The organism is Halomonas sp. CKK8, assembly GCF_029625235.1.
Classification (GTDB): Bacteria; Pseudomonadota; Gammaproteobacteria; order Pseudomonadales; family Halomonadaceae; genus Halomonas; species Halomonas ventosae.
This window is the reverse complement of sequence record NZ_CP121193.1, coordinates 1344191-1361127: the sequence shown is the minus strand read 5'-3', so window position 1 is coordinate 1361127 and position 16937 is coordinate 1344191. Positions and strand designations below refer to the sequence as shown.

The window sequence follows — 16937 nt, the reverse complement described above, 5'->3', positions numbered from 1 at the left end:
TGCGCTCATGATTCCGGCTCCCGAGCATCCGGTGGCACGTCCAGCAGGCGCAGGGCATTGCCGGCCACCCGCGAGAAGACCGGCGCCGCCACCGCCCCGCCATAGTAGCTGTCCCCCCGCGGGTGATCGATCATCACCACCGTGACGATCCGCGGGTCCGAGACCGGCGCGATGCCGACGAACAGGCTGCGGTAGGCCTTCTGCTGATAGCCGCCGGCATCGGTCTTGCGCACGGTCCCGGTCTTGCCGGCGACCCGGTATCCCGGCACCAGCGCCCGGCGGGCGCCGGTGCCGGGCTCGACGACCTGATCCATCATGCCGAGGATCCGCCGCGCCACGCCGGCGTCGATGGCCGGCTCGCCGGCCGGTGCCTGACCGAGCTTGAGCAGCGAGGGCGGCAGCCGCCGGCCGTCGTTGGCAATGGCCGTGTAGGCACTGGCCAGCTGCAGCGCCGAAACCGAGAGGCCGTACCCGTAGGAGAGGGCCGCCCACTGACTGCTTGACCAGCGCGCCGGTGCCGGGATGCTGCCGGCCGCCTCGCCGGGAAAGCCGGTCCCCGGGCTCTGCCCCAGGCCCACGGCCCGGTAGGTCGCCGGCACCACCGGGTCCTCCAGGCGCAGCGCCAGCTTGGACATGCCGATGTTCGAGGACTTCTCGAGGATGCCGGAGAGGCTGAGTTCACCGTAGTTGCGGATGTCCTTGATGGTGAAGCGGTCGATCACCATCCAGCCCGGCGAGGTATCGACCACGGTATCCGGCGGCACCTCGCCGGTCTCGAGCATGGCAGCCATCGCCAGCGGCTTCATGACCGACCCCGGCTCGTAGACATCGACGATGGCCCGGTTGCGCAGTCCCTGGGGGTCGAGCCCGGCTCGGTTGTTGGGGTTGTAGGAGGGCTGGTTGGCCATGGCCAGCACCTCGCCGCTGCGGGCATCCAGCATCACCACGATGCCGCCATCGGCGTCGTGCTCGGCCACCGCCGCCTTGAGCTCGCGATAGGCCATGTACTGGAGGCGCTGGTCCAGGGCCAGGGTGAGGTCCCCGCCCGGCTGGGCCTCCTGCAGCAGCGCCAGGTCACGCACAAGGCGACCGCGGCGGTCCTTGAGCACCCGCCGCTTGCCGGGCACCCCGGCGAGATGCGACTGGTAGGCCAGTTCCAGGCCTTCCTGGCCGATATCATCGATATTGGTCACGCCCAGCAGCTGGGCGGTGACTTCCCCAGCCGGGTAGTAGCGCTTGTACTCCTCCCGGGCGTGGACGCCGGGAATGCGCAGGTCCAGCACCCGCTGGGCCGCCTCCGGCGTCATGCGGCGCCTCAGGTACATGAACTCGCGCTCGGCGTAGCGCGCGATGCGCTCGTTGAGCGTCTCGAGCTCCTGGCCCAGGACCCTGGCCAGCATCAGGCGCTGGATGTCGTCGACGGGCAGGTCCTGGGGGTTGGCCCAGAGGGTGACCACCGGGGTCGAGATGGCCAGCGGCTCGCCGTGGCGGTCGGTGATCATCCCGCGATGGGCGGGAATGGTGTCGGTGCGAAGGGTACGGGCATCGCCCTGCCCCTGCAGGAAGGGACGGTCGAAGACATGCAGGTCGACGATGCGGCCGGCCAGCAGCACGAGCCCCACCAGCACCAGCGTCATCATCACCCGGTAGCGCGCCTTGCCCATGGGGGCCATGGGCGGCGGCCGACGCGGCGTCACGCCGCTGCGGGCGTCGGTGCTCATGGCCGGATGACCTCGACCTCGTCGATGTCGGGCAGGCGCATCTCCAGGCGCTCCCGGGCCAGGCGCTCGATGCGGGCCGGCGACGACCAGGCGCTTTCCTCGAGCAGCAGTTGGCCCCACTCGGTCTGCAGCTGCTGCTGCTCGCGCTCGAGCTGCTGCAGGCGAGCATACTGGTCACGGGTCAGGTGACTGGTGGTGATCACCGCCAGGGCCGAGCCCAGGCAGGCCGCGAGCAGCAGGGCGACCAGCAGCAGCTGCGGCGATACCCCCAGGCGAAGGGGCCAGCCGAACGAGGAGGTTGCCGCGGATCGTCCCTGTGCCATGACCGTCCTCAGTATCGCTTGCGCGCCACACGCATCACCGCACTGCGCGCCCGGGGATTCTCCTGGACCTCCTCGGCGGAGGGACGACGCGCCTTGCCCAGCGACGCCAGGCGTCGCTTGAGCTGGTCGTCGCGGACCGGGATGCCGCGCGGGAGGTCGGTATCGCCGCGCACGTGGTCGCGGATGAAGCGCTTGACCCGGCGGTCCTCCAGCGAATGGAAGCTGATCACCACCAGGTGACCGCCCGGGGCGAGGGCCTCCAGCGCCGCCTCGAGGGCGGCATCGAGCTGTTCCAGCTCGCCGTTGACCTGGATGCGCAGGGCCTGGAAGACGCGGGTCGCCGGGTGCTTGCCCTTCTCCCAGGCGGGATGGGCGGCCTTGACCACCTCGGCGAGGTCCGCGGTCCGTTCGAAGGGTCGCTCGAGGCGCCGCGCCACGATGGCCCTCGCCAGCCGCCTGGCGAAGCGCTCCTCGCCGTAGGCCTTGAAGACAGCGGCGATCTCGCCCTCGCCGGCCCGGGCCAGGAAGCCCGCGGCGCTCTCTCCGCGGGTGGGGTCCATGCGCATGTCCAGGGGACCGTCGCGCAGGAAGCTGAACCCCCGCTCGGGGTCGTCGAGCTGGGGCGACGAGACCCCCACGTCGAGCAGGATGCCGGACAGCCGGCCATCCAGGCCGTGACGCGCGGCGATCTCGCCGAGTCGGGCGAACTCGCCCTGCTCGATGGTGAAGCGCGGGTCATCGATGGCGGCGGCCTCGGCAATGGCCTGGGGGTCGCGATCGATGGCCAGCAGGCGGCCCTCGGGGGCCAGCCGCACGAGAATGGCACGCGAATGGCCACCGCGGCCGAAGGTGCCGTCCAGGTAGGTGCCCTCGGGGTCATGGACCAGCGCCTCCACGGCGCCGTCGAGCAGCACGCTGGCATGGCGAAAGCCGCGGGCGGGCTGTTCAGGGGCGGATGACGGCATGGGGCTCTCGTTCGAGGGGCTGGGGGGCCGTATGCACGGCGAAGTTCGGAAAAGGGAGTCGGCCGATAAGCCGGGTTCTGTCGTGGACAGTCATTCCTCTAGGGGCCCTGTCACCAGGGCCCTCAAGCAACCTACCCGAACCCGACGCGGGCCACGCCATGAGGTTCCTATTTGGTCTTGCTCCGAGTGGGGTTTACCTTGCCACGCACTGTTGCCAGGCGCGCGGTGCGCTCTTACCGCACCCTTTCACCCTTGCCGGCCTCCCGAGGGAGACGTAGGCGGTCTGCTCTCTGCTGCACTTTCCGTCGGCTCACGCCGCCCAGGCGTTACCTGGCACTCTGCCCTGTGGAGCCCGGACTTTCCTCCCCCGCCCCGTCCCGAAGGCCGGGGCGGCGGCGACTGTCTGGCCAACTCCCGGGGCAAGGATACCAGTGCCCCTCCCCCGCCTCAATGCCCGTCCTTGAGCGCCTGGAGCCGGCCGTACCAGGTCTTCTTCGCCCCGCCCAGCACCCGTGCCGCCACGGCGGCCGCCTGCTTGACCCCCAGCCCCTCGACGAGCAGGGCCGACAGCAGTGCATCAGCCTCTACCGTCGAGGCGTCGTCGTCGCCGCGCGGGCCGGCGCCGGCCACCATCACCACGAACTCGCCGCGGGCCTGGTCGGGGTCTGCGTCCATGCGCGCGAGCAGCTCGGCAGCGCTGCCGTCGAGGAATGTCTCGAAGGCCTTGGTCAGCTCACGGGCCAGCACCACCCGTCGTGCCCCGAGGGTGGTGGTCAGGTCCGCCAGGGTGTCACGGATGCGGTGGGGAGACTCGTAGAACACCAGGGTCTCCTCGCGGGCCGCCAGCGCCTCCAGACGCCCCCGCCGGGCACCGCCCTTGGCCGGCAGGAAGCCCTGGAAGAGGAAGCGGTCGGTGGGCAGCCCCGCCGCCGACAGGGCGGCCACCAGGGCACAGGGGCCCGGGACCGGCACGATGCGGCGCCCGCGGGCACGCAGCTCACGCACCAGCACGAAGCCGGGGTCGCTGATCAGCGGCGTGCCGGCGTCACTGACCAGGGCAATGTCATCACCGGCGACGAGACGGGCATCCAGGGCATCGACCCGCGCGGCCTCGTTGTGCTCGTGCAGCGAGAGCATCGGCCGCGACAGGCCCAGGTGGCGCAGCAGGCGGCCGCTGTGGCGGGTATCCTCGGCGGCGATCACCGCCACCTCCCCCAGCACTCGGGCGGCCCGGGGGCTCAGGTCGTCCAGATTCCCAATGGGCGTGGCGACCACGTACAATGAACCGGCAAGCGTATCGGACATCTCGGCTCCCTGGGATGCTCTCGGACTTGGGGACAAGGAAGGATTCATGAAGATCTCGTTTCGCGGCCCGCTGGCCGCCGCGCTGACCGCGCTGCTGCTTGCGGGCTGCAGCTTCCAGCCGGGCATCATCGAGCGCCAGGGCGACGGTGATCCGCAGCGGCTGCTGCAGCAGGCCGAGCAGCAGGAACCCGGCCAGGCCGCCCTCTCCCGCCTGGAAGCGGCCGACATCCTAGCACGCCAGGGAAACCGCACCCAGGCACTGGAGGTCGCCAAGGAGATCGACGACAGCCGCCTGGAGCCCCAGGCACGGACCCGCTGGGCGCTGCTGCTCTCGGAGCTGGGCGAGGCCGAAGGCGATCCCTGGGCGGTGATCCAGGCCGGCCAGCTGCTCGATGAGGTCGACCTGCCTCGCGAGGCCTCCCTGACCCTGCGCGAACGCTTGGGGATGGCTCTGGCCGAGGTCGACGAGCCCCGCGCCGCCGCCCGCGCCCTGATCCGGGTCCAGGCGGAGACCGAGCGCGATGACCTCAACGACGCGATCTGGGCGCAGCTCTCGCGGCTGGACGGCGGCTCGCTGGCCACCCTGCGCGAGGAAGGCGACGATCTTACCCGGGGCTGGGTGACCCTGGCCGAGCTGGTGCGCGCCAGCGGCGGCGACATCCAGCGGCTCTTCGCCCGCCTGGATGACTGGCGCGAGCGCCATCGCGGCCACCCGGCGGCGCGGCGCCTGCCCGGCGAGATCACCGCCCTGGGGGAGCTGCGCGGCCAGGAGGTCGACCACATCGCGGTCTTCCTCCCCGAGTCCGGCCCCCTGTCGGGCATTGCCGGGGCGATCCGCGAGGGGATCCGCACCCACCACCTCGAGGGCGTCGACAGCGGCGCCCGCCTGACCTTCCTCGACAGCAGTCACGGCGACCTGGAGGCACTCTACCGGGAGGCCGCCGAGCGTGGCGCCCAGGTGGTGGTCGGCCCGCTGGACAAGGATGCCGTCAGCGAGCTCGAGCAGCGCGAGCGGGTGCCGCTGCCGACCCTGGCGCTCAACTACGGCCGCGGGGAGCGCAACCAGGCCCTCGGGCTCTTCCAGTACGGCCTCTCCGCCGAGGACGAGGCCCGCCAGGCCGCCCATCGCGCCTGGGTCGACGGCCACCGCCTGGCGTCGCTGCTGGTTCCGGACAACGACTGGGGACGCCGCGTCGGCGAAGCCTTCTGGAACGCCTGGCGCGACCAGGGAGGCGAGGTCGCCAGTGCGGTCCGCTACAACCCCGAGGCCTCGGCCACCGAGAGCGCACGCCGGGCCGTGACCAACCCCCAGCCGGACATGCTGTTCCTGCTGGCCCTGCCGGAGTATGCCCGCCAGGTACCGCCGACCCTGGACTACTACTACAGCGGCGACCTGCCGATCTATGCCACCTCCCACCTCTTCGAGGGCCGCCTGCAGCCCCGCCTGGATCACGACCTGGACGACGTGCTGTTCGTCGATATCCCCTGGCAGATCCCCGATGCCGCCGTGGGCGGCGTCGAGGCCCTGCCCTTCCTCGACAGCTATCGCCGGCTGCGCGAGGAGTCCGACCCCGCCCTGTTCCGGCTGATGGCCATGGGCGTGGATGCCTACGAGCTGGCCACACGCCTGCCGCAGCTGCAGGCCATCAGCGGCAGCGAGCTGTTCGGCGCCACCGGGACCCTGAGCCCCGGCGACGACGGCCGGATCCAGCGCCGCCTGCCGTGGGCCCGCTTCGTCAACGGCGTGCCCCAGCCCGTGCTGATCCCCGGCGTGTTCGGCGATGACCGGGCCCCGTGACGCCCGCGCCCGGGGCGAGGCCATCGAGCGCCTCGCCGCCCGCTGGCTGACGGCGCGCGGGCTCATGCTCGAGGCCAGCAACCAGCATGCCAAGGGCGGCGAGATCGACCTGGTGATGCGCGATGGCGAGGTCCTGGTGTTCGTCGAGGTCCGCCACCGTGCCGACCACCGCCATGGGCACCCGCTGGAGACCGTCACCGTCGCCAAGCAGCGCCGCCTGATCCGGGCGGCGCGTTTTTATCTCCAGCGCAACGGGCTATCATGTGCCTGCCGCTTCGACGTGCTGGCCGTGACCGGCACGCCACCCGACCTCGAGATCGAGTGGGTGGCGGATGCCTTCGAAGCGTACTGACCGGTCAAGCCCATCTGCGAAAAGGACCAGGAACCCCGCATGGATTTCCAGCAGCGAATTCTCGGCCACTTCAACGCCAGTATCGACACCAAGACCTACGCCAGTGAGGTACTGCCGCCCTTCATCGAGGTGGCCAGCCAGATGATGGTCCAGTGCCTGGTCAACGAGGGCAAGATCCTGGCCTGCGGCAACGGTGGCAGCGCCGGTGACAGCCAGCACTTCTCCTCCGAGCTGCTCAACCGCTTCGAGCGGGAACGCCCCAGCCTGCCGGCCCTGGCCCTGACCACCGACACCTCGACCCTGACCTCGATCGCCAACGACTACAGCTACAACGAGGTCTTCTCCAAGCAGATCCGTGCCCTGGGCCAGCCCGGCGACATCCTGCTGGCGATCTCCACCAGCGGCAACTCGGCCAACGTCATCCAGGCGATCCAGGCCGCCCACGACCGCGACATGACGGTGGTGGCCCTGACCGGCCGCGACGGTGGCGACATGGCCTCGCTGCTGGGCCAGGACGACTGCGAGATCCGCGTGCCGGCGACCTCCACCGCACGCATCCAGGAGGTCCATCTGCTGGCGATCCACTGCCTTTGCGACCTGATCGACGAACAACTCTTCGGCACAAGCGAGTGACCCCATGACCAGGAAGTCCCTTCTCACGCCCCTGCTGCTCACCCTCGGCCTCGGCCTTGCCGGCTGCACCACCGTGACCGGCGTCACCACCCCCGGCACCATCGACGAGAACTACGGCGAGCGTACCTTCGGCACCCAGGTCGAGGACGAGAGCATCGAGACCAAGATCGGCCACAATCTCGGCCGCACCGATGCCCGGCTGGGCGATGCCCGCATCAACGTCGACAGCTTCAACGGCGTCGTCCTGCTCACCGGCCAGGTGCCGAGCGAGGAGCTCAAGGCGAGGGCCGAGGAGGTCGCCAGCAAGGTGCGCAACGTCCGCGAGGTGCACAACGAGCTCTCCATCGCCGCCAACCTGCCGGCCAGCCAGCGCCTCTCCGACACCTGGCTGAGGACCCGTATCCGTACCAGCCTGGCGGCCAACGAGGAGATCGACTCCGGCCGCATCCGGGTGGTCGTCGAGAACAACAGCGTCTACCTGATGGGCATCGTCACCCGCAACGAGGCGGAGCGCATCGTCCAGGCCGTCGCGGGCGTCGGCGGCATGCAGCGCATCGTCAAGGTCTTCGACTACCTGGACTGAGCCGCCCCCGGAACGCGAGACGGCAGGCCCATGGGCCTGCCGTCTCGCGTCGATGATCCACGTCGGGGAACGCGGCTAGCCGGTCACTCGCGGATCACTTGATGACCCGCAGCGAGGGGCGCCCCTTGCGCGGCGGTGTCTCGTCGCCCTGGTCATCGTCCTGCGGGGCGTCATCGGCACTTTCCACCTCATTGAGGTGGGGCTCCTTCTCGCCTGCCTCGTCGGCCTCGGCCGGAATCACCGGTTCATGGCCGAACACCATGCCCACGCCGTTCTCCCGCGCGTAGATCGCGATCAACGCCTCGATGGGCACCATCACCTGCATGGGGCGGCCCCCGAAGCGCGCCGAGAAGCTCACCGCCTCGTTCTCCATGGCGAAGTCGCGCACGGCGGTGGGCGCCAGGTTCAGCACGATCTGGCCGTTCTGCACGAACTGGCGGGGAACCTCGACACCCGCCTGCTCGGCATCGACGACGATGTAGGGGGTCAGGTCGTTGTCCAGCAGCCACTGGTAAAGGGCCCTGGCAATATAGGGACGGCTCGATAGCATCGCTTGGCCCTCCTGGGTCGGGGACCCGGTCTGCACCGGATCGAAGTTCAGGCGCGCATCTCGCGCTCGCTTTCGCTGAGGGCTGCCTTGAAGCCATCGCGGTCGAACAGGCGCTCCATGTAGCCCATCAGCGGCTTGACCTGCTTCTCGGGCAGCTCGATGCCCAGCACCGGCAGGCGCCAGAGGATCGGGGCCAGGCAGCAGTCCACCAGGGTGAACTCCTCGCTCATGAAGTAGGGCATGTCCTCGAAGATCGGCGAGATACCGACCAGGCTCTCACGCAGCTCCTTGCGGGCCTTCTCAGCGTCCTTCTTCGCGCCACGCTGGATCTGCTCGACCAGCGGGCACCACTCGCGCTCGATGCGGTGCATCCACAGGCGGCTCTTGGCGCGCGCCACGGGATAGACGGGCAGCAGCGGCGGGTGCGGGAAGCGCTCGTCGAGGTATTCCATCATCACCTTGGACTCGTAGAGCACCAGGTCGCGGTCGAGCAGCGTGGGCACGCTGTTGTAGGGGTTGAGGTCGGCGAGTTCCTCGGGGTGCTGCTCGTCGGTCACCTCGACGATATCGACGGCCACGCCCTTCTCGGCGAGCACGATTCGCACACGATGACTGTAATGGTCATCCCCTCCGGAATAGAAGATCATCGACGACCGCTTGGCCACTACACCCATGTAACAATCCTCGCATCAGTTCGTGCCGAGATGATAACACGACAGGCCCCGCCTTGAGGGCCATCGTGCCGCCCGGTATCGGGCAGAGACCACGAGGGGCGCATGGCCCTCGACCATGCGCCCCTCGTGGATGTCCGTCGCAGACGGATCAGTGGACGTCGCGCCAGTACTCGCGCTTGAGCAGGTAGGAGATGACCCCGAAGATGAAGATGAAGATCAGCACCTTCGGTCCCAGCGACTGCGCCTGCAGCTTGGACGGCTCACCCACGTAGGCGAGGAAGTTGGTGAGGTCGTAGACCGCCTCCTCGAACTCCGCCGGTTCCATCTCGCCGGGCTGGGTGATCTGCAACGTCTCGCAGGACTGGTACTTGCCGGTCAGGGGATCGAGCTCGGCCCCCTCGACCGGCTGGTCCGTCTCGGCGCACACCTTCTCCTGCACCCCCTGCAGCGGCTCCAGCACGTTGGGCATGGCCACCAGCGGGAAGACCGCGTTGTTGACGCCCGTGCCGGTGCTGGGATCCTTGTAGAAGGAGAGCAGGTAGGAGTAGATCCAGTCGTTGCCACGCAGCCGCGACTCGAGGGTCAGGTCGGGCGGCGGAGCACCGAACCAGGCCTCGGCGTCACCGCTGTCCATGGCGATGTGCATCTGGTCGTTGAAGGCCAGGTCCGAGGAGAAGATCAGGTTCTCCTCGACGAGGTCCTGGGGGATGTTCAGGTCCTCGGCGGCACGCGCGAACCGTTGGTGCTCCAGGGAGTGGCACCCCATGCAGTAGTTGACATAGAGCTTCATGCCGTTCTGCAGCGAGGCCTTGTCCTCCAGGTCGGGCTCCATGGAGTAGGGGACGCTCGCGCCCCCCGCGGCCATCGCCGTGACGGGCACCAGCGCGAAGAGCAGTGCGAACAGTTGCTTTTTCATTAGCCAGTCACCCTTTCCGGAACGGGTTTGGTCTTCTCCAGCCGGGTATAGAACGGCATCAGCAGGAAGAAGGCGAAGTAGATGACGGTGCACACCTGGGACAGCAGCGTACGCCCCTCGGTGACCGGCAATACCCCGAGCACGCCCAGGATCAGGAAGCTGATCGCGAACAGCGCCAGCATCACCTTGGACATCCAGCCCTTGTAGCGCATCGAGCGCACCGGGCTGCGGTCGAGCCAGGGCAGCACGAAGAGCACCGCGATGGCCGCGCCCATGGCGATAACGCCGAGGAACTTGGCGTCGAGGCCGAACAGCGAGAAGGTGATCGCGCGCAGGATCGCGTAGAAGGGCGTGAAGTACCATACCGGCGCGATGTGATCCGGGGTCTTGAGCGGGTTGGCCGGCTCGAAGTTGGGCTTCTCGAGGAAGTAGCCACCGCCTTCCGGGAAGTAGAAGATCACCACGCAGAAGACGAACAGGAACACCGCCACGCCGACCAGGTCCTTGACCGTGTAGTAGGGGTGGAAGGGGATGCCATCCAGCGGCTTGCCGCTCTCGTCCTTCTTCTTCTTGATGTCGATGCCGTCGGGGTTGTTTGAGCCGACCTCGTGCAGGGCGATGATGTGCAGCACCACCAGCGCCAGGATCACGATCGGCAGCGCCACCACGTGCAGGGCGAAGAAGCGGTTGAGGGTGATGCCGGAGATCAGGAAGTCACCGCGGATCCACTGGGTCAGGTCGGGCCCGATCACCGGGATCGCCGAGAAGAGCGAGATGATCACCTGGGCGCCCCAGTAGGACATCTGGCCCCAGGGCAGCAGGTAGCCCATGAAGGCCTCGGCCATCAACGCCAGGTAGATGGCCATGCCGAAGATCCATACCAGCTCACGGGGCGCCTTGTAGGAGCCATAGAGCAGGCCGCGGAACATGTGCAGGTAGACGACCACGAAGAAGGCGGTCGCGCCGGTGGAGTGCATGTAGCGGATCAGCCAGCCGTACTCCACGTCGCGCATGATGTACTCCACCGAGGCGAAGGCGCCCTCGGCGGTGGGGTTGTAGCTCATGGTCAGCCAGACACCGGTGAGGATCTGGTTGACCAGCACCAGCAGCGCCAGCGAACCGAAGAAGTACCAGAAGTTGAAGTTCTTCGGCGCGTAGTACTTCGCCATGTGGTCCTGCCACATCTGGGTGGCCGGGAAGCGGTCATCGACCCAGCGCATCAAGCCGCGCTCCGCCTTGACTTTGTTCGGGTTACCCATCAGGCAGTCTCCTCATCTTCGCCGACCGTGATCAGCACGTCGCTGTCGAAGCGGTAAGGCGGGACCTCGAGGTTGGTCGGCGCCGGCACGTTGCGGAACACCCGACCGGCCAGGTCGAAGCGCGAGCCGTGGCAGGGGCAGAAGAAGCCGCCCGGCCAGTTATCCACACCGACGCCTTCGGCATCAGGCTCGGGCTTGAACAGCGGTGAGCAGCCCAGGTGGGTGCAGATGCCGATGATCACGCCGATCTCGGGCTTGATGGAGCGCAGCGGGCCCTCGATGTAGGCGGGCTGCTGGGGCACCTCGGACTGCGGGTCGGCCAGCCGGTCGACATCGATAGACTCGGTGCGCTCGATCATCTCCGGGGAGCGATTGAGGATCCATACCGGCTTGCCCCGCCACTCGACGGTCATGCGCTGCCCGGGTTCGAGCTTCGACACGTCGGCCTGGACGGGGGCACCCGCCGCTCTTGCCCTGGCACTAGGCTGCCAGGAAGCCACAAAGGGGACCGCAACCCCGACGGCACCCACCGCACCCACGACGGTGGTGGCACCTACGAGGAAACGGCGCCGACCCTTGTTTACGCCGTTATCTGCCATTTTCAGGTTTCTCCCATCAGCTTACCCGCTGTTCCATCACGGGCAGTGAATCCCCCGCGACCACGGATACCAAATGCAGTCTATGGTAAAAAATCGTGTCGCCCCGCACAAGGAAAGGTTCCCTGAGCAAGCGGGAAACCTGACGACAAATTCTTGATCCAGAACAAAAAACGCCCAGGTCGCTGGACCTGGGCGTTTTCGTGCGGCAATACGAGGCGTATCAGCGCTTGGAGAACTGCGGACGGCGACGCGCCTTGCGCAGGCCGACCTTCTTGCGCTCGACCTGGCGGGCGTCACGGGTAACGTAGCCCGCCTCGCGCAGCTGGCCACGGAAGTCCTCGTTGTAGTCCATCAGCGCACGGGTGATGCCGTGACGGATGGCGCCGGCCTGGGCCGAGCCACCACCGCCCTTGACGGTGACGTAGACGTCGAACTGGCCGAGGGTATCGGTCAGCTCCAGCGGCTGGCGAACCACCATGCGGCCGGTGACGCGACCGAAGTACTGGTCCAGCTCGCGGCTGTTGACGGTGATCTTGCCGGTGCCCGGCTTCAGGAAGACGCGGGCGGTAGAGGTCTTGCGGCGCCCGGTACCGTAATACTGCTGTGTCATGGCGAAGACTCCCTCAGATGTTCAGTGCTTGCGGCTGCTGGGCAGCGTGCGGATGCTCGGTGCCGGCGTAGACCTTGAGCTTCGAGTACATGGCACGGCCCAGGGGACCCTTCGGCAGCATGCCCTTGACGGCGGACTCGATGACACGCTCCGGCGCGTGGGCGATCATCTTCTCGAAATTCATGGAGCGCAGGCCACCCGGGTAGCCGGTATGGCGGTAGTAGGTCTTGGCACTGGCCTTGTTGCCGGTGACATGGACCTTCTCGGCGTTGATCACGACGATATAGTCACCGGTATCCACGTGCGGGGTATATTCCGGCTTGTGCTTGCCGCGCAGGCGGCGAGCGATCTCGGTGGCCAGGCGGCCGAGCGTCTTGTCCGCAGCGTCGACGACGAACCAGTCGCGCTGGACGGACTGCGGTTTGGCAGTGAACGTCTTCATGGATGAATCACCATTTGATGTATTGGGTTCTGCCGCCGGGCGTCCGGCATGGAACCATCCCTATTCTTCTTGGTTGCCTGCCCCGGAGAGAAGGCAACAGTCGAGCGAGCGCGCATTCTACACGAGCCGACCCCCTCGGGGAAAGGGGCAGCATCGCCCTCATGGCTTGTGGGGCAGCGCCAGGTAGTCGTGGGACTGCATCTCCTGGAGCCGCGAGAGGGTGCGCTGGAACTCGAACTCCAGGCGACCGTCGCGGTAGAGCTGTTCGGCCGGCACCTCGGCGGACATCAGCAGCTTGACGCCCCGGTCGTAGAACTCGTCGACCATGTTGATGAAGCGCCTGGCCTGATCATCCGTCGCGCCACTCATGCGGGTCACGTTGGAGACCAGCACGCTGTGGAACTCCCGGGCCAGCTCGATGTAGTCGTTCTGGCTGCGGGGGCCGTCGCAGAGCTCGGTGAACTCGAACCACACCACGTCGTCATGCAGCCGGCGGGTGTGCAGCACCCGGTGGTTGATCTCGATCGGCGCCCCCTCCTCGCCCGCGTGGCCGGCGATCTCGCGGAAGCTGCGGGCCAGCTCGGCCTCGGCCTCGTCGTCGAGGGGCGCATGGAAGATCTCGGCCCGCTCCAGGGCGCGCAGGCGGTAGTCGATCCCCGAGTCCACGTTGACCACCTCGCAGTGACGCTCGAGCAGGTCGATGGCCGGCAGGAAGCGAGCCCGTTGCAGGCCATCCTTGTAGAGCTCACCGGGCACGATGTTCGAGGTCGCTACCAGCACCACGCCGTGGGCGAAGAGCGACTCGAGCAGGTTGGCCAGGATCATGGCGTCGGTGATGTCCTTGACGAAGAACTCGTCGAAACAGATCACTCGGGCCTCGGCGGCGAACTTGGCGGCGATCAGCGTCAGCGGGTTGCGCTCGCCCTTGTAGTGCTCCAACTCGTTGTGCACCCGCTGCATGAAACGGTGGAAGTGGGTGCGCATCTTCTCGGGAAAGGGCAGCGTCTCGAAGAAGGTATCCATGAGGTAGGTCTTGCCGCGCCCCACCCCGCCCCAGAAGTAGAGCCCGTGGATCGCGGGCAGCGCCGGCTCGGGCGGCGCCTCGCGGTCGCGCCGACCGAACAGGCCGGCCACCCGCGACTTCAGCCCGCCACCGCGTCTGGGCGGCACCACCCGGGAAGGCGGGGTCGCCACCAGCTCGTCGTAGAGACGCTGCAGGTGCGTCACCGCCTGCTCCTGGGCGGCGTCGGGCTGGAAGCCGTGGCGCTCGAGATCCGCCCGGTAGCGGGTCATCGGCGTCTCGGGGGGCCGCGCGTTGCGGGAAGCCGTTGGAGGATGCGTCTCGCTCATGGGGATTCCTGAGGGCCTTTACTCGGGACGTTCGCGGGGAGGCATTATACGCATCCCGCCCGCTCTTGGCATCGCCGGCCGCCGCGTTGACCCGGCGCACCGCGTCGCCCCTATAATGGACCCCCGGACCCCGTCCGGCCCCATGACGCTCCCGCGCCTCGCGCGGCATGTCGCCCAACGCTCCAGGGAGAACGCACAACGTGGACGAGACCAACATCAACTGGGTGCTGGCCATCGCCTGCCTGCTGGCCGGCATCGGCATCGGGGCCCTGGGCTACCACCTGCTGAACGCCAGCGCCGGCAACACCCAGCGCCTGCGCCAGCGCCTCGCCGAGCGCGAGAGGGAGCTGGCGGAACTCAAGGATGGCATGAGCGATGGCCTGGAGCGGATCGCCCGGCTCGCCGAGAGCCTGCAGCGTGAGAGCCGAGGCCTCGAGCAGGAGGCCGAGGAGGCCCGGGAGCGCCTGGGCGCCCGCTCGCTGCGCCGCCAGGCCCTGGACGCCGTCTCCCCAGACTCCGACACGGCTACCACGGAACCCGCCGTGCCCCGCGACTACGCCGACGGCAACCGCGGCACCCTCTCCGAGGACTTCGGCCTCAAGCAGGATGACGCCTCCACCCCCCAGCCACCACGCTACTGAGCGCTTCCCGCTACCCGGCGCATGCGCCCCCGGTCGCGGGGGCGCATGCCCTTCGCTCAGGCGGGGTTGTCGACGTCGACGAAGCGATGCTCGACAGCGAACTCTGCCGCGAGCCGCTCGCCCAGCGCCTGGACCCCGTAGCGCTCGGTCGCATGGTGGCCCGCTGCCAGGTAGTGGATGCCCATCTCGCGGGCCAGATGGGTGGTGCGTTCGGAGATCTCACCGGAGATGAAGGCATCGGCCCCGGCCTCCCGGGCAACGGTAATCATGTCCTGGGCCCCGCCGGTGCACCAGGCGATACGCCGAATCTCGCCGCCCCCCGGCGCCTCGACCAGTAGCGGCTGGCGACCCAGGCACGCCTCGACGTCGCGGGCCAGGCCGGCGGCGTCGAGGCCCGGCCGGGGCTCGCCCAGCCATACCAGTCCCTCGCCGAGCTCGCCATCGGCGCAGCCCGTGACGGTGAAGCCCAGCCGCCGACCGAGCTCGGCGTTATTGCCGAGCTCGGGGTGGGCATCCAGCGGCAGGTGGTAAGCCAGCAGACTGATGTCATGGGCCAGCAGCGTGGCGAGGCGCCGCCGCTTCATGCCAGTGATGGTGACCGGCTCGTTCTTCCAGAAGTAGCCGTGGTGGACCAGCACCAGGTCGGCCTGCCAGGCCACGGCCTCATCGAGCAACGCCTGGCAGGCCGTCACGCCGGTCATCACCCGGGCCACGCGGTCACTGCCGGCCACCTGCAGACCGTTCTCGGTGTAGTCCTTGAAACGTTCGGGTTCGAGCAGTCGGTCGCAGGCGGCGACCAGGTCGTCACGATTCGTCATGCAGCCTCCGGGCGCGGTCGGGTTGGCAATGTTACAATCCGCACAGTGTAACCAGCGGGAGGATACCCCGCGACCAGGCACCGCCGACAAGGACCCCCGCTGCATGAGACGCTCCCTGCTCCCCTACCTCTGGCCCGTCCTGATCGGTGTGCTGGCGGCCATCGTGCTGCTCAATGCCTTCCCCCAGCTGATCGGCCGGCCGCCCCCCCCGCCGACGGCTCCCGCCACGCCGGCACTGGTGCAGTCCGACGACGCGGCCAGCTCACGCGAGGCCCCGGAGGTGCGCCAGGCCGAGCCCCTCACGCGCCGGCAGGGGCCGGCCAGCTATGCACAGGCGGTGGAGCGGGCCGCGCCGGCGGTCGTCAACATCTACTCCACCCGGGTGGTCGAGCGGGAGGAGCACCCGCTGATGTCGGACCCCTTCTTCCGCCAGTTCTTCGGTGACGAGTTGCCGAGCCGCCAACGCATGCTCTCCAGCCTCGGCTCCGGGGTCATCGTCAGTGACGATGGCTACGTGCTGACCAACCACCACGTGATCCGCGGGGCCGACCAGATCCAGGTCGCCCTGCGCGACGGTCGCGAGACCCTGGCCGAGGTGATCGGCACCGACCCCGAGAGCGACCTTGCCGTGCTGCGCATCGACCTGGAATCGCTGCCGGTGATCGAACTGACCGACACCACCCGGGTCGCCGTGGGCGACGTCTCGCTGGCCATCGGCAACCCCTTCGGCGTGGGACAGACGGTGACCATGGGCATCATCAGCGCCACCGGGCGCAGCCACCTGGGGCTCAATGCCTACGAGGACTTCATCCAGACCGATGCCGCCATCAACCCCGGCAACTCGGGCGGCGCGCTGGTCAATGCCGAGGGTGCCCTGGTCGGCATCAACACCGCGATCTTCTCGCGCTCAGGCGGCTCCCAGGGCATCGGCTTCGCCATCCCCGCCAACCTGGCCCGCAACATCCTCGAGGAGCTGGTCACCCGCGGGCGCGTCATCCGCGGCTGGATGGGCATCGAGGCCCAGGAGCTCAACCAGGAACTGGCCGCCTCCTTCGGCCTGCAGACGCCCGCCGGGGTGATCATCGCCGGCGTGGTGCCGGACGGCCCTGCCGACCGTGCGGGCCTGCAGCCCGGCGACGTGCTGCTCGAGGTCGACGGCCAGCCGGTGCTCGACCCCCGGCGCACCATGAGCGACATCGCCGCGGTGGCGCCCGGCACCCGCCTGCCGCTGACGATCGTCCGTGGCGGCGAGCGTCGGGAGCTGACCATCGAGCTCGGCGAACGCCCGACCCCGGAGACGCGCCGCCCCGACACGGAGTGACGCCCCCTCTCGACAACGCCCCTCGACGACGAAGGGCCCCGCCGAATCGGCGGGGCCCTCTGCTGTCCCGGGGCAGC

The 16937-nt window shown here is 68.6% G+C and carries 19 protein-coding genes and 1 other RNA gene; 6 read left to right on the top strand and 14 right to left on the bottom strand.

Translation table 11 applies throughout. The features are described from left to right. Window positions 1-5: 5 nt before the first annotated feature. From P8934_RS06445 to rsmI, 5 genes are all read right to left on the bottom strand, one after another. Window positions 6-1721: a penicillin-binding transpeptidase domain-containing protein gene (locus P8934_RS06445; RefSeq protein ID WP_278033435.1), complete on the bottom strand. Its 1716-nt coding sequence runs from the start codon at window positions 1719-1721 to the stop codon at window positions 6-8. Continuing rightward, window positions 1718-2044: a cell division protein FtsL gene (gene ftsL, locus P8934_RS06440; RefSeq protein WP_278033434.1), complete on the bottom strand. Its 327-nt coding sequence runs from the start codon at window positions 2042-2044 to the stop codon at window positions 1718-1720. The genes P8934_RS06445 and ftsL overlap by 4 nt, the downstream gene beginning before the upstream one ends. 8 nt (window positions 2045-2052) lie before the next feature. Continuing rightward, window positions 2053-3009, bottom strand: a complete 957-nt coding sequence (gene rsmH / locus P8934_RS06435) for a 16S rRNA (cytosine(1402)-N(4))-methyltransferase RsmH (RefSeq protein WP_278033433.1) — start codon at window positions 3007-3009, stop codon at window positions 2053-2055. A 50-nt stretch (window positions 3010-3059) separates the two neighbouring features. Further along, window positions 3060-3424: RNase P RNA component class A (gene rnpB / locus P8934_RS06430), an RNA gene on the bottom strand. Window positions 3425-3456: 32 nt separating this feature from the next. Further along, window positions 3457-4314: a 16S rRNA (cytidine(1402)-2'-O)-methyltransferase gene (rsmI, locus tag P8934_RS06425; protein WP_278033432.1), complete on the bottom strand. Its 858-nt coding sequence runs from the start codon at window positions 4312-4314 to the stop codon at window positions 3457-3459. 46 nt (window positions 4315-4360) lie between these two features. On the opposite strand from rsmI, the gene P8934_RS06420 reads away from it, so the two are divergent. Genes P8934_RS06420 through P8934_RS06405 form a run of 4 tightly spaced genes read left to right on the top strand, consistent with a single transcriptional unit; the run spans window position 4361 to window position 7680 of the window. Then, window positions 4361-6112 (top strand): penicillin-binding protein activator, encoded by a 1752-nt coding sequence (locus P8934_RS06420; RefSeq protein WP_278033431.1) that lies wholly within the window; start codon window positions 4361-4363, stop codon window positions 6110-6112. Then, window positions 6096-6464 carry a YraN family protein gene (locus P8934_RS06415; protein WP_278033430.1) on the top strand — a complete coding sequence of 123 codons (369 nt, stop codon included), beginning with the start codon at window positions 6096-6098 and terminating at the stop codon, window positions 6462-6464. The genes P8934_RS06420 and P8934_RS06415 overlap by 17 nt, the downstream gene beginning before the upstream one ends. A 39-nt stretch (window positions 6465-6503) precedes the next feature. Beyond that, on the top strand, window positions 6504-7097 hold the full coding sequence (locus P8934_RS06410; RefSeq protein WP_106229168.1) for a phosphoheptose isomerase: 594 nt from the start codon (window positions 6504-6506) through the stop codon (window positions 7095-7097). A gap of 4 nt (window positions 7098-7101) precedes the next feature. Next, on the top strand, window positions 7102-7680 hold the full coding sequence (locus P8934_RS06405; RefSeq protein ID WP_278033429.1) for a BON domain-containing protein: 579 nt from the start codon (window positions 7102-7104) through the stop codon (window positions 7678-7680). Between the two features lie 94 nt (window positions 7681-7774). Here the strand turns inward: P8934_RS06405 and P8934_RS06400 are convergent, their stop codons facing one another. The 8 genes from P8934_RS06400 to zapE form a co-directional block, all read right to left on the bottom strand. Further along, entirely contained in the window at window positions 7775-8230 is a 456-nt protein-coding gene (locus tag P8934_RS06400) for a ClpXP protease specificity-enhancing factor (protein ID WP_278033428.1), read from the bottom strand. Window positions 8231-8277: 47 nt separating this feature from the next. Then, entirely contained in the window at window positions 8278-8904 is a 627-nt protein-coding gene (gene sspA / locus P8934_RS06395; RefSeq protein ID WP_278033427.1) for a stringent starvation protein SspA, read from the bottom strand. 148 nt (window positions 8905-9052) lie between these two features. After that, window positions 9053-9820, bottom strand: coding sequence for a cytochrome c1 (locus tag P8934_RS06390; protein ID WP_133635900.1), 768 nt, complete (start codon window positions 9818-9820; stop codon window positions 9053-9055). Continuing rightward, window positions 9820-11079 (bottom strand): cytochrome bc complex cytochrome b subunit, encoded by a 1260-nt coding sequence (locus tag P8934_RS06385; protein WP_278033426.1) that lies wholly within the window; start codon window positions 11077-11079, stop codon window positions 9820-9822. The genes P8934_RS06390 and P8934_RS06385 overlap by 1 nt, the downstream gene beginning before the upstream one ends. Then, the gene (petA, locus tag P8934_RS06380) at window positions 11079-11678 is read right to left on the bottom strand and encodes a ubiquinol-cytochrome c reductase iron-sulfur subunit (protein WP_278033425.1); all 600 of its coding nucleotides are present in this window, start codon (window positions 11676-11678) and stop codon (window positions 11079-11081) included. Before petA ends, P8934_RS06385 begins: the two co-directional genes overlap by 1 nt. 220 nt (window positions 11679-11898) lie before the next feature. Then, window positions 11899-12288, bottom strand: coding sequence for a 30S ribosomal protein S9 (gene rpsI, locus P8934_RS06375; protein ID WP_106229161.1), 390 nt, complete (start codon window positions 12286-12288; stop codon window positions 11899-11901). Between the two features lie 13 nt (window positions 12289-12301). Then, window positions 12302-12730, bottom strand: coding sequence for a 50S ribosomal protein L13 (gene rplM, locus P8934_RS06370; RefSeq protein WP_133635903.1), 429 nt, complete (start codon window positions 12728-12730; stop codon window positions 12302-12304). Between the two features lie 159 nt (window positions 12731-12889). Next, window positions 12890-14080 carry a cell division protein ZapE gene (gene zapE, locus P8934_RS06365; RefSeq protein WP_278033424.1) on the bottom strand — a complete coding sequence of 397 codons (1191 nt, stop codon included), beginning with the start codon at window positions 14078-14080 and terminating at the stop codon, window positions 12890-12892. A gap of 200 nt (window positions 14081-14280) precedes the next feature. Between zapE and P8934_RS06360 the strand changes: the two genes are divergently transcribed. Further along, window positions 14281-14721 carry a DUF1043 family protein gene (locus P8934_RS06360; protein WP_278033423.1) on the top strand — a complete coding sequence of 147 codons (441 nt, stop codon included), beginning with the start codon at window positions 14281-14283 and terminating at the stop codon, window positions 14719-14721. Window positions 14722-14777: 56 nt separating this feature from the next. On the opposite strand, the gene P8934_RS06355 is transcribed toward P8934_RS06360, so the two are convergent. Next, entirely contained in the window at window positions 14778-15539 is a 762-nt protein-coding gene (locus P8934_RS06355; RefSeq protein WP_278033422.1) for a Nif3-like dinuclear metal center hexameric protein, read from the bottom strand. 103 nt (window positions 15540-15642) lie between these two features. On the opposite strand from P8934_RS06355, the gene P8934_RS06350 reads away from it, so the two are divergent. Next, entirely contained in the window at window positions 15643-16860 is a 1218-nt protein-coding gene (locus tag P8934_RS06350) for a Do family serine endopeptidase (protein WP_278033421.1), read from the top strand. Window positions 16861-16937 lie beyond the last annotated feature (77 nt).

Coding starts and splice junctions, on each gene's coding strand:
- P8934_RS06445 (WP_278033435.1), bottom strand. CDS start 1,721: ATGAGCACCGACGCCCGCAGCGGCGTGACGCCGCGTCGGCCGCCGCCC.
- ftsL (WP_278033434.1), bottom strand. CDS start 2,044: ATGGCACAGGGACGATCCGCGGCAACCTCCTCGTTCGGCTGGCCCCTT.
- rsmH (WP_278033433.1), bottom strand. CDS start 3,009: ATGCCGTCATCCGCCCCTGAACAGCCCGCCCGCGGCTTTCGCCATGCC.
- rsmI (WP_278033432.1), bottom strand. CDS start 4,314: ATGTCCGATACGCTTGCCGGTTCATTGTACGTGGTCGCCACGCCCATT.
- P8934_RS06420 (WP_278033431.1), top strand. CDS start 4,361: ATGAAGATCTCGTTTCGCGGCCCGCTGGCCGCCGCGCTGACCGCGCTG.
- P8934_RS06415 (WP_278033430.1), top strand. CDS start 6,096: ATGACCGGGCCCCGTGACGCCCGCGCCCGGGGCGAGGCCATCGAGCGC.
- P8934_RS06410 (WP_106229168.1), top strand. CDS start 6,504: ATGGATTTCCAGCAGCGAATTCTCGGCCACTTCAACGCCAGTATCGAC.
- P8934_RS06405 (WP_278033429.1), top strand. CDS start 7,102: ATGACCAGGAAGTCCCTTCTCACGCCCCTGCTGCTCACCCTCGGCCTC.
- P8934_RS06400 (WP_278033428.1), bottom strand. CDS start 8,230: ATGCTATCGAGCCGTCCCTATATTGCCAGGGCCCTTTACCAGTGGCTG.
- sspA (WP_278033427.1), bottom strand. CDS start 8,904: ATGGGTGTAGTGGCCAAGCGGTCGTCGATGATCTTCTATTCCGGAGGG.
- P8934_RS06390 (WP_133635900.1), bottom strand. CDS start 9,820: ATGAAAAAGCAACTGTTCGCACTGCTCTTCGCGCTGGTGCCCGTCACG.
- P8934_RS06385 (WP_278033426.1), bottom strand. CDS start 11,079: ATGGGTAACCCGAACAAAGTCAAGGCGGAGCGCGGCTTGATGCGCTGG.
- petA (WP_278033425.1), bottom strand. CDS start 11,678: ATGGCAGATAACGGCGTAAACAAGGGTCGGCGCCGTTTCCTCGTAGGT.
- rpsI (WP_106229161.1), bottom strand. CDS start 12,288: ATGACACAGCAGTATTACGGTACCGGGCGCCGCAAGACCTCTACCGCC.
- rplM (WP_133635903.1), bottom strand. CDS start 12,730: ATGAAGACGTTCACTGCCAAACCGCAGTCCGTCCAGCGCGACTGGTTC.
- zapE (WP_278033424.1), bottom strand. CDS start 14,080: ATGAGCGAGACGCATCCTCCAACGGCTTCCCGCAACGCGCGGCCCCCC.
- P8934_RS06355 (WP_278033422.1), bottom strand. CDS start 15,539: ATGACGAATCGTGACGACCTGGTCGCCGCCTGCGACCGACTGCTCGAA.
- P8934_RS06350 (WP_278033421.1), top strand. CDS start 15,643: ATGAGACGCTCCCTGCTCCCCTACCTCTGGCCCGTCCTGATCGGTGTG.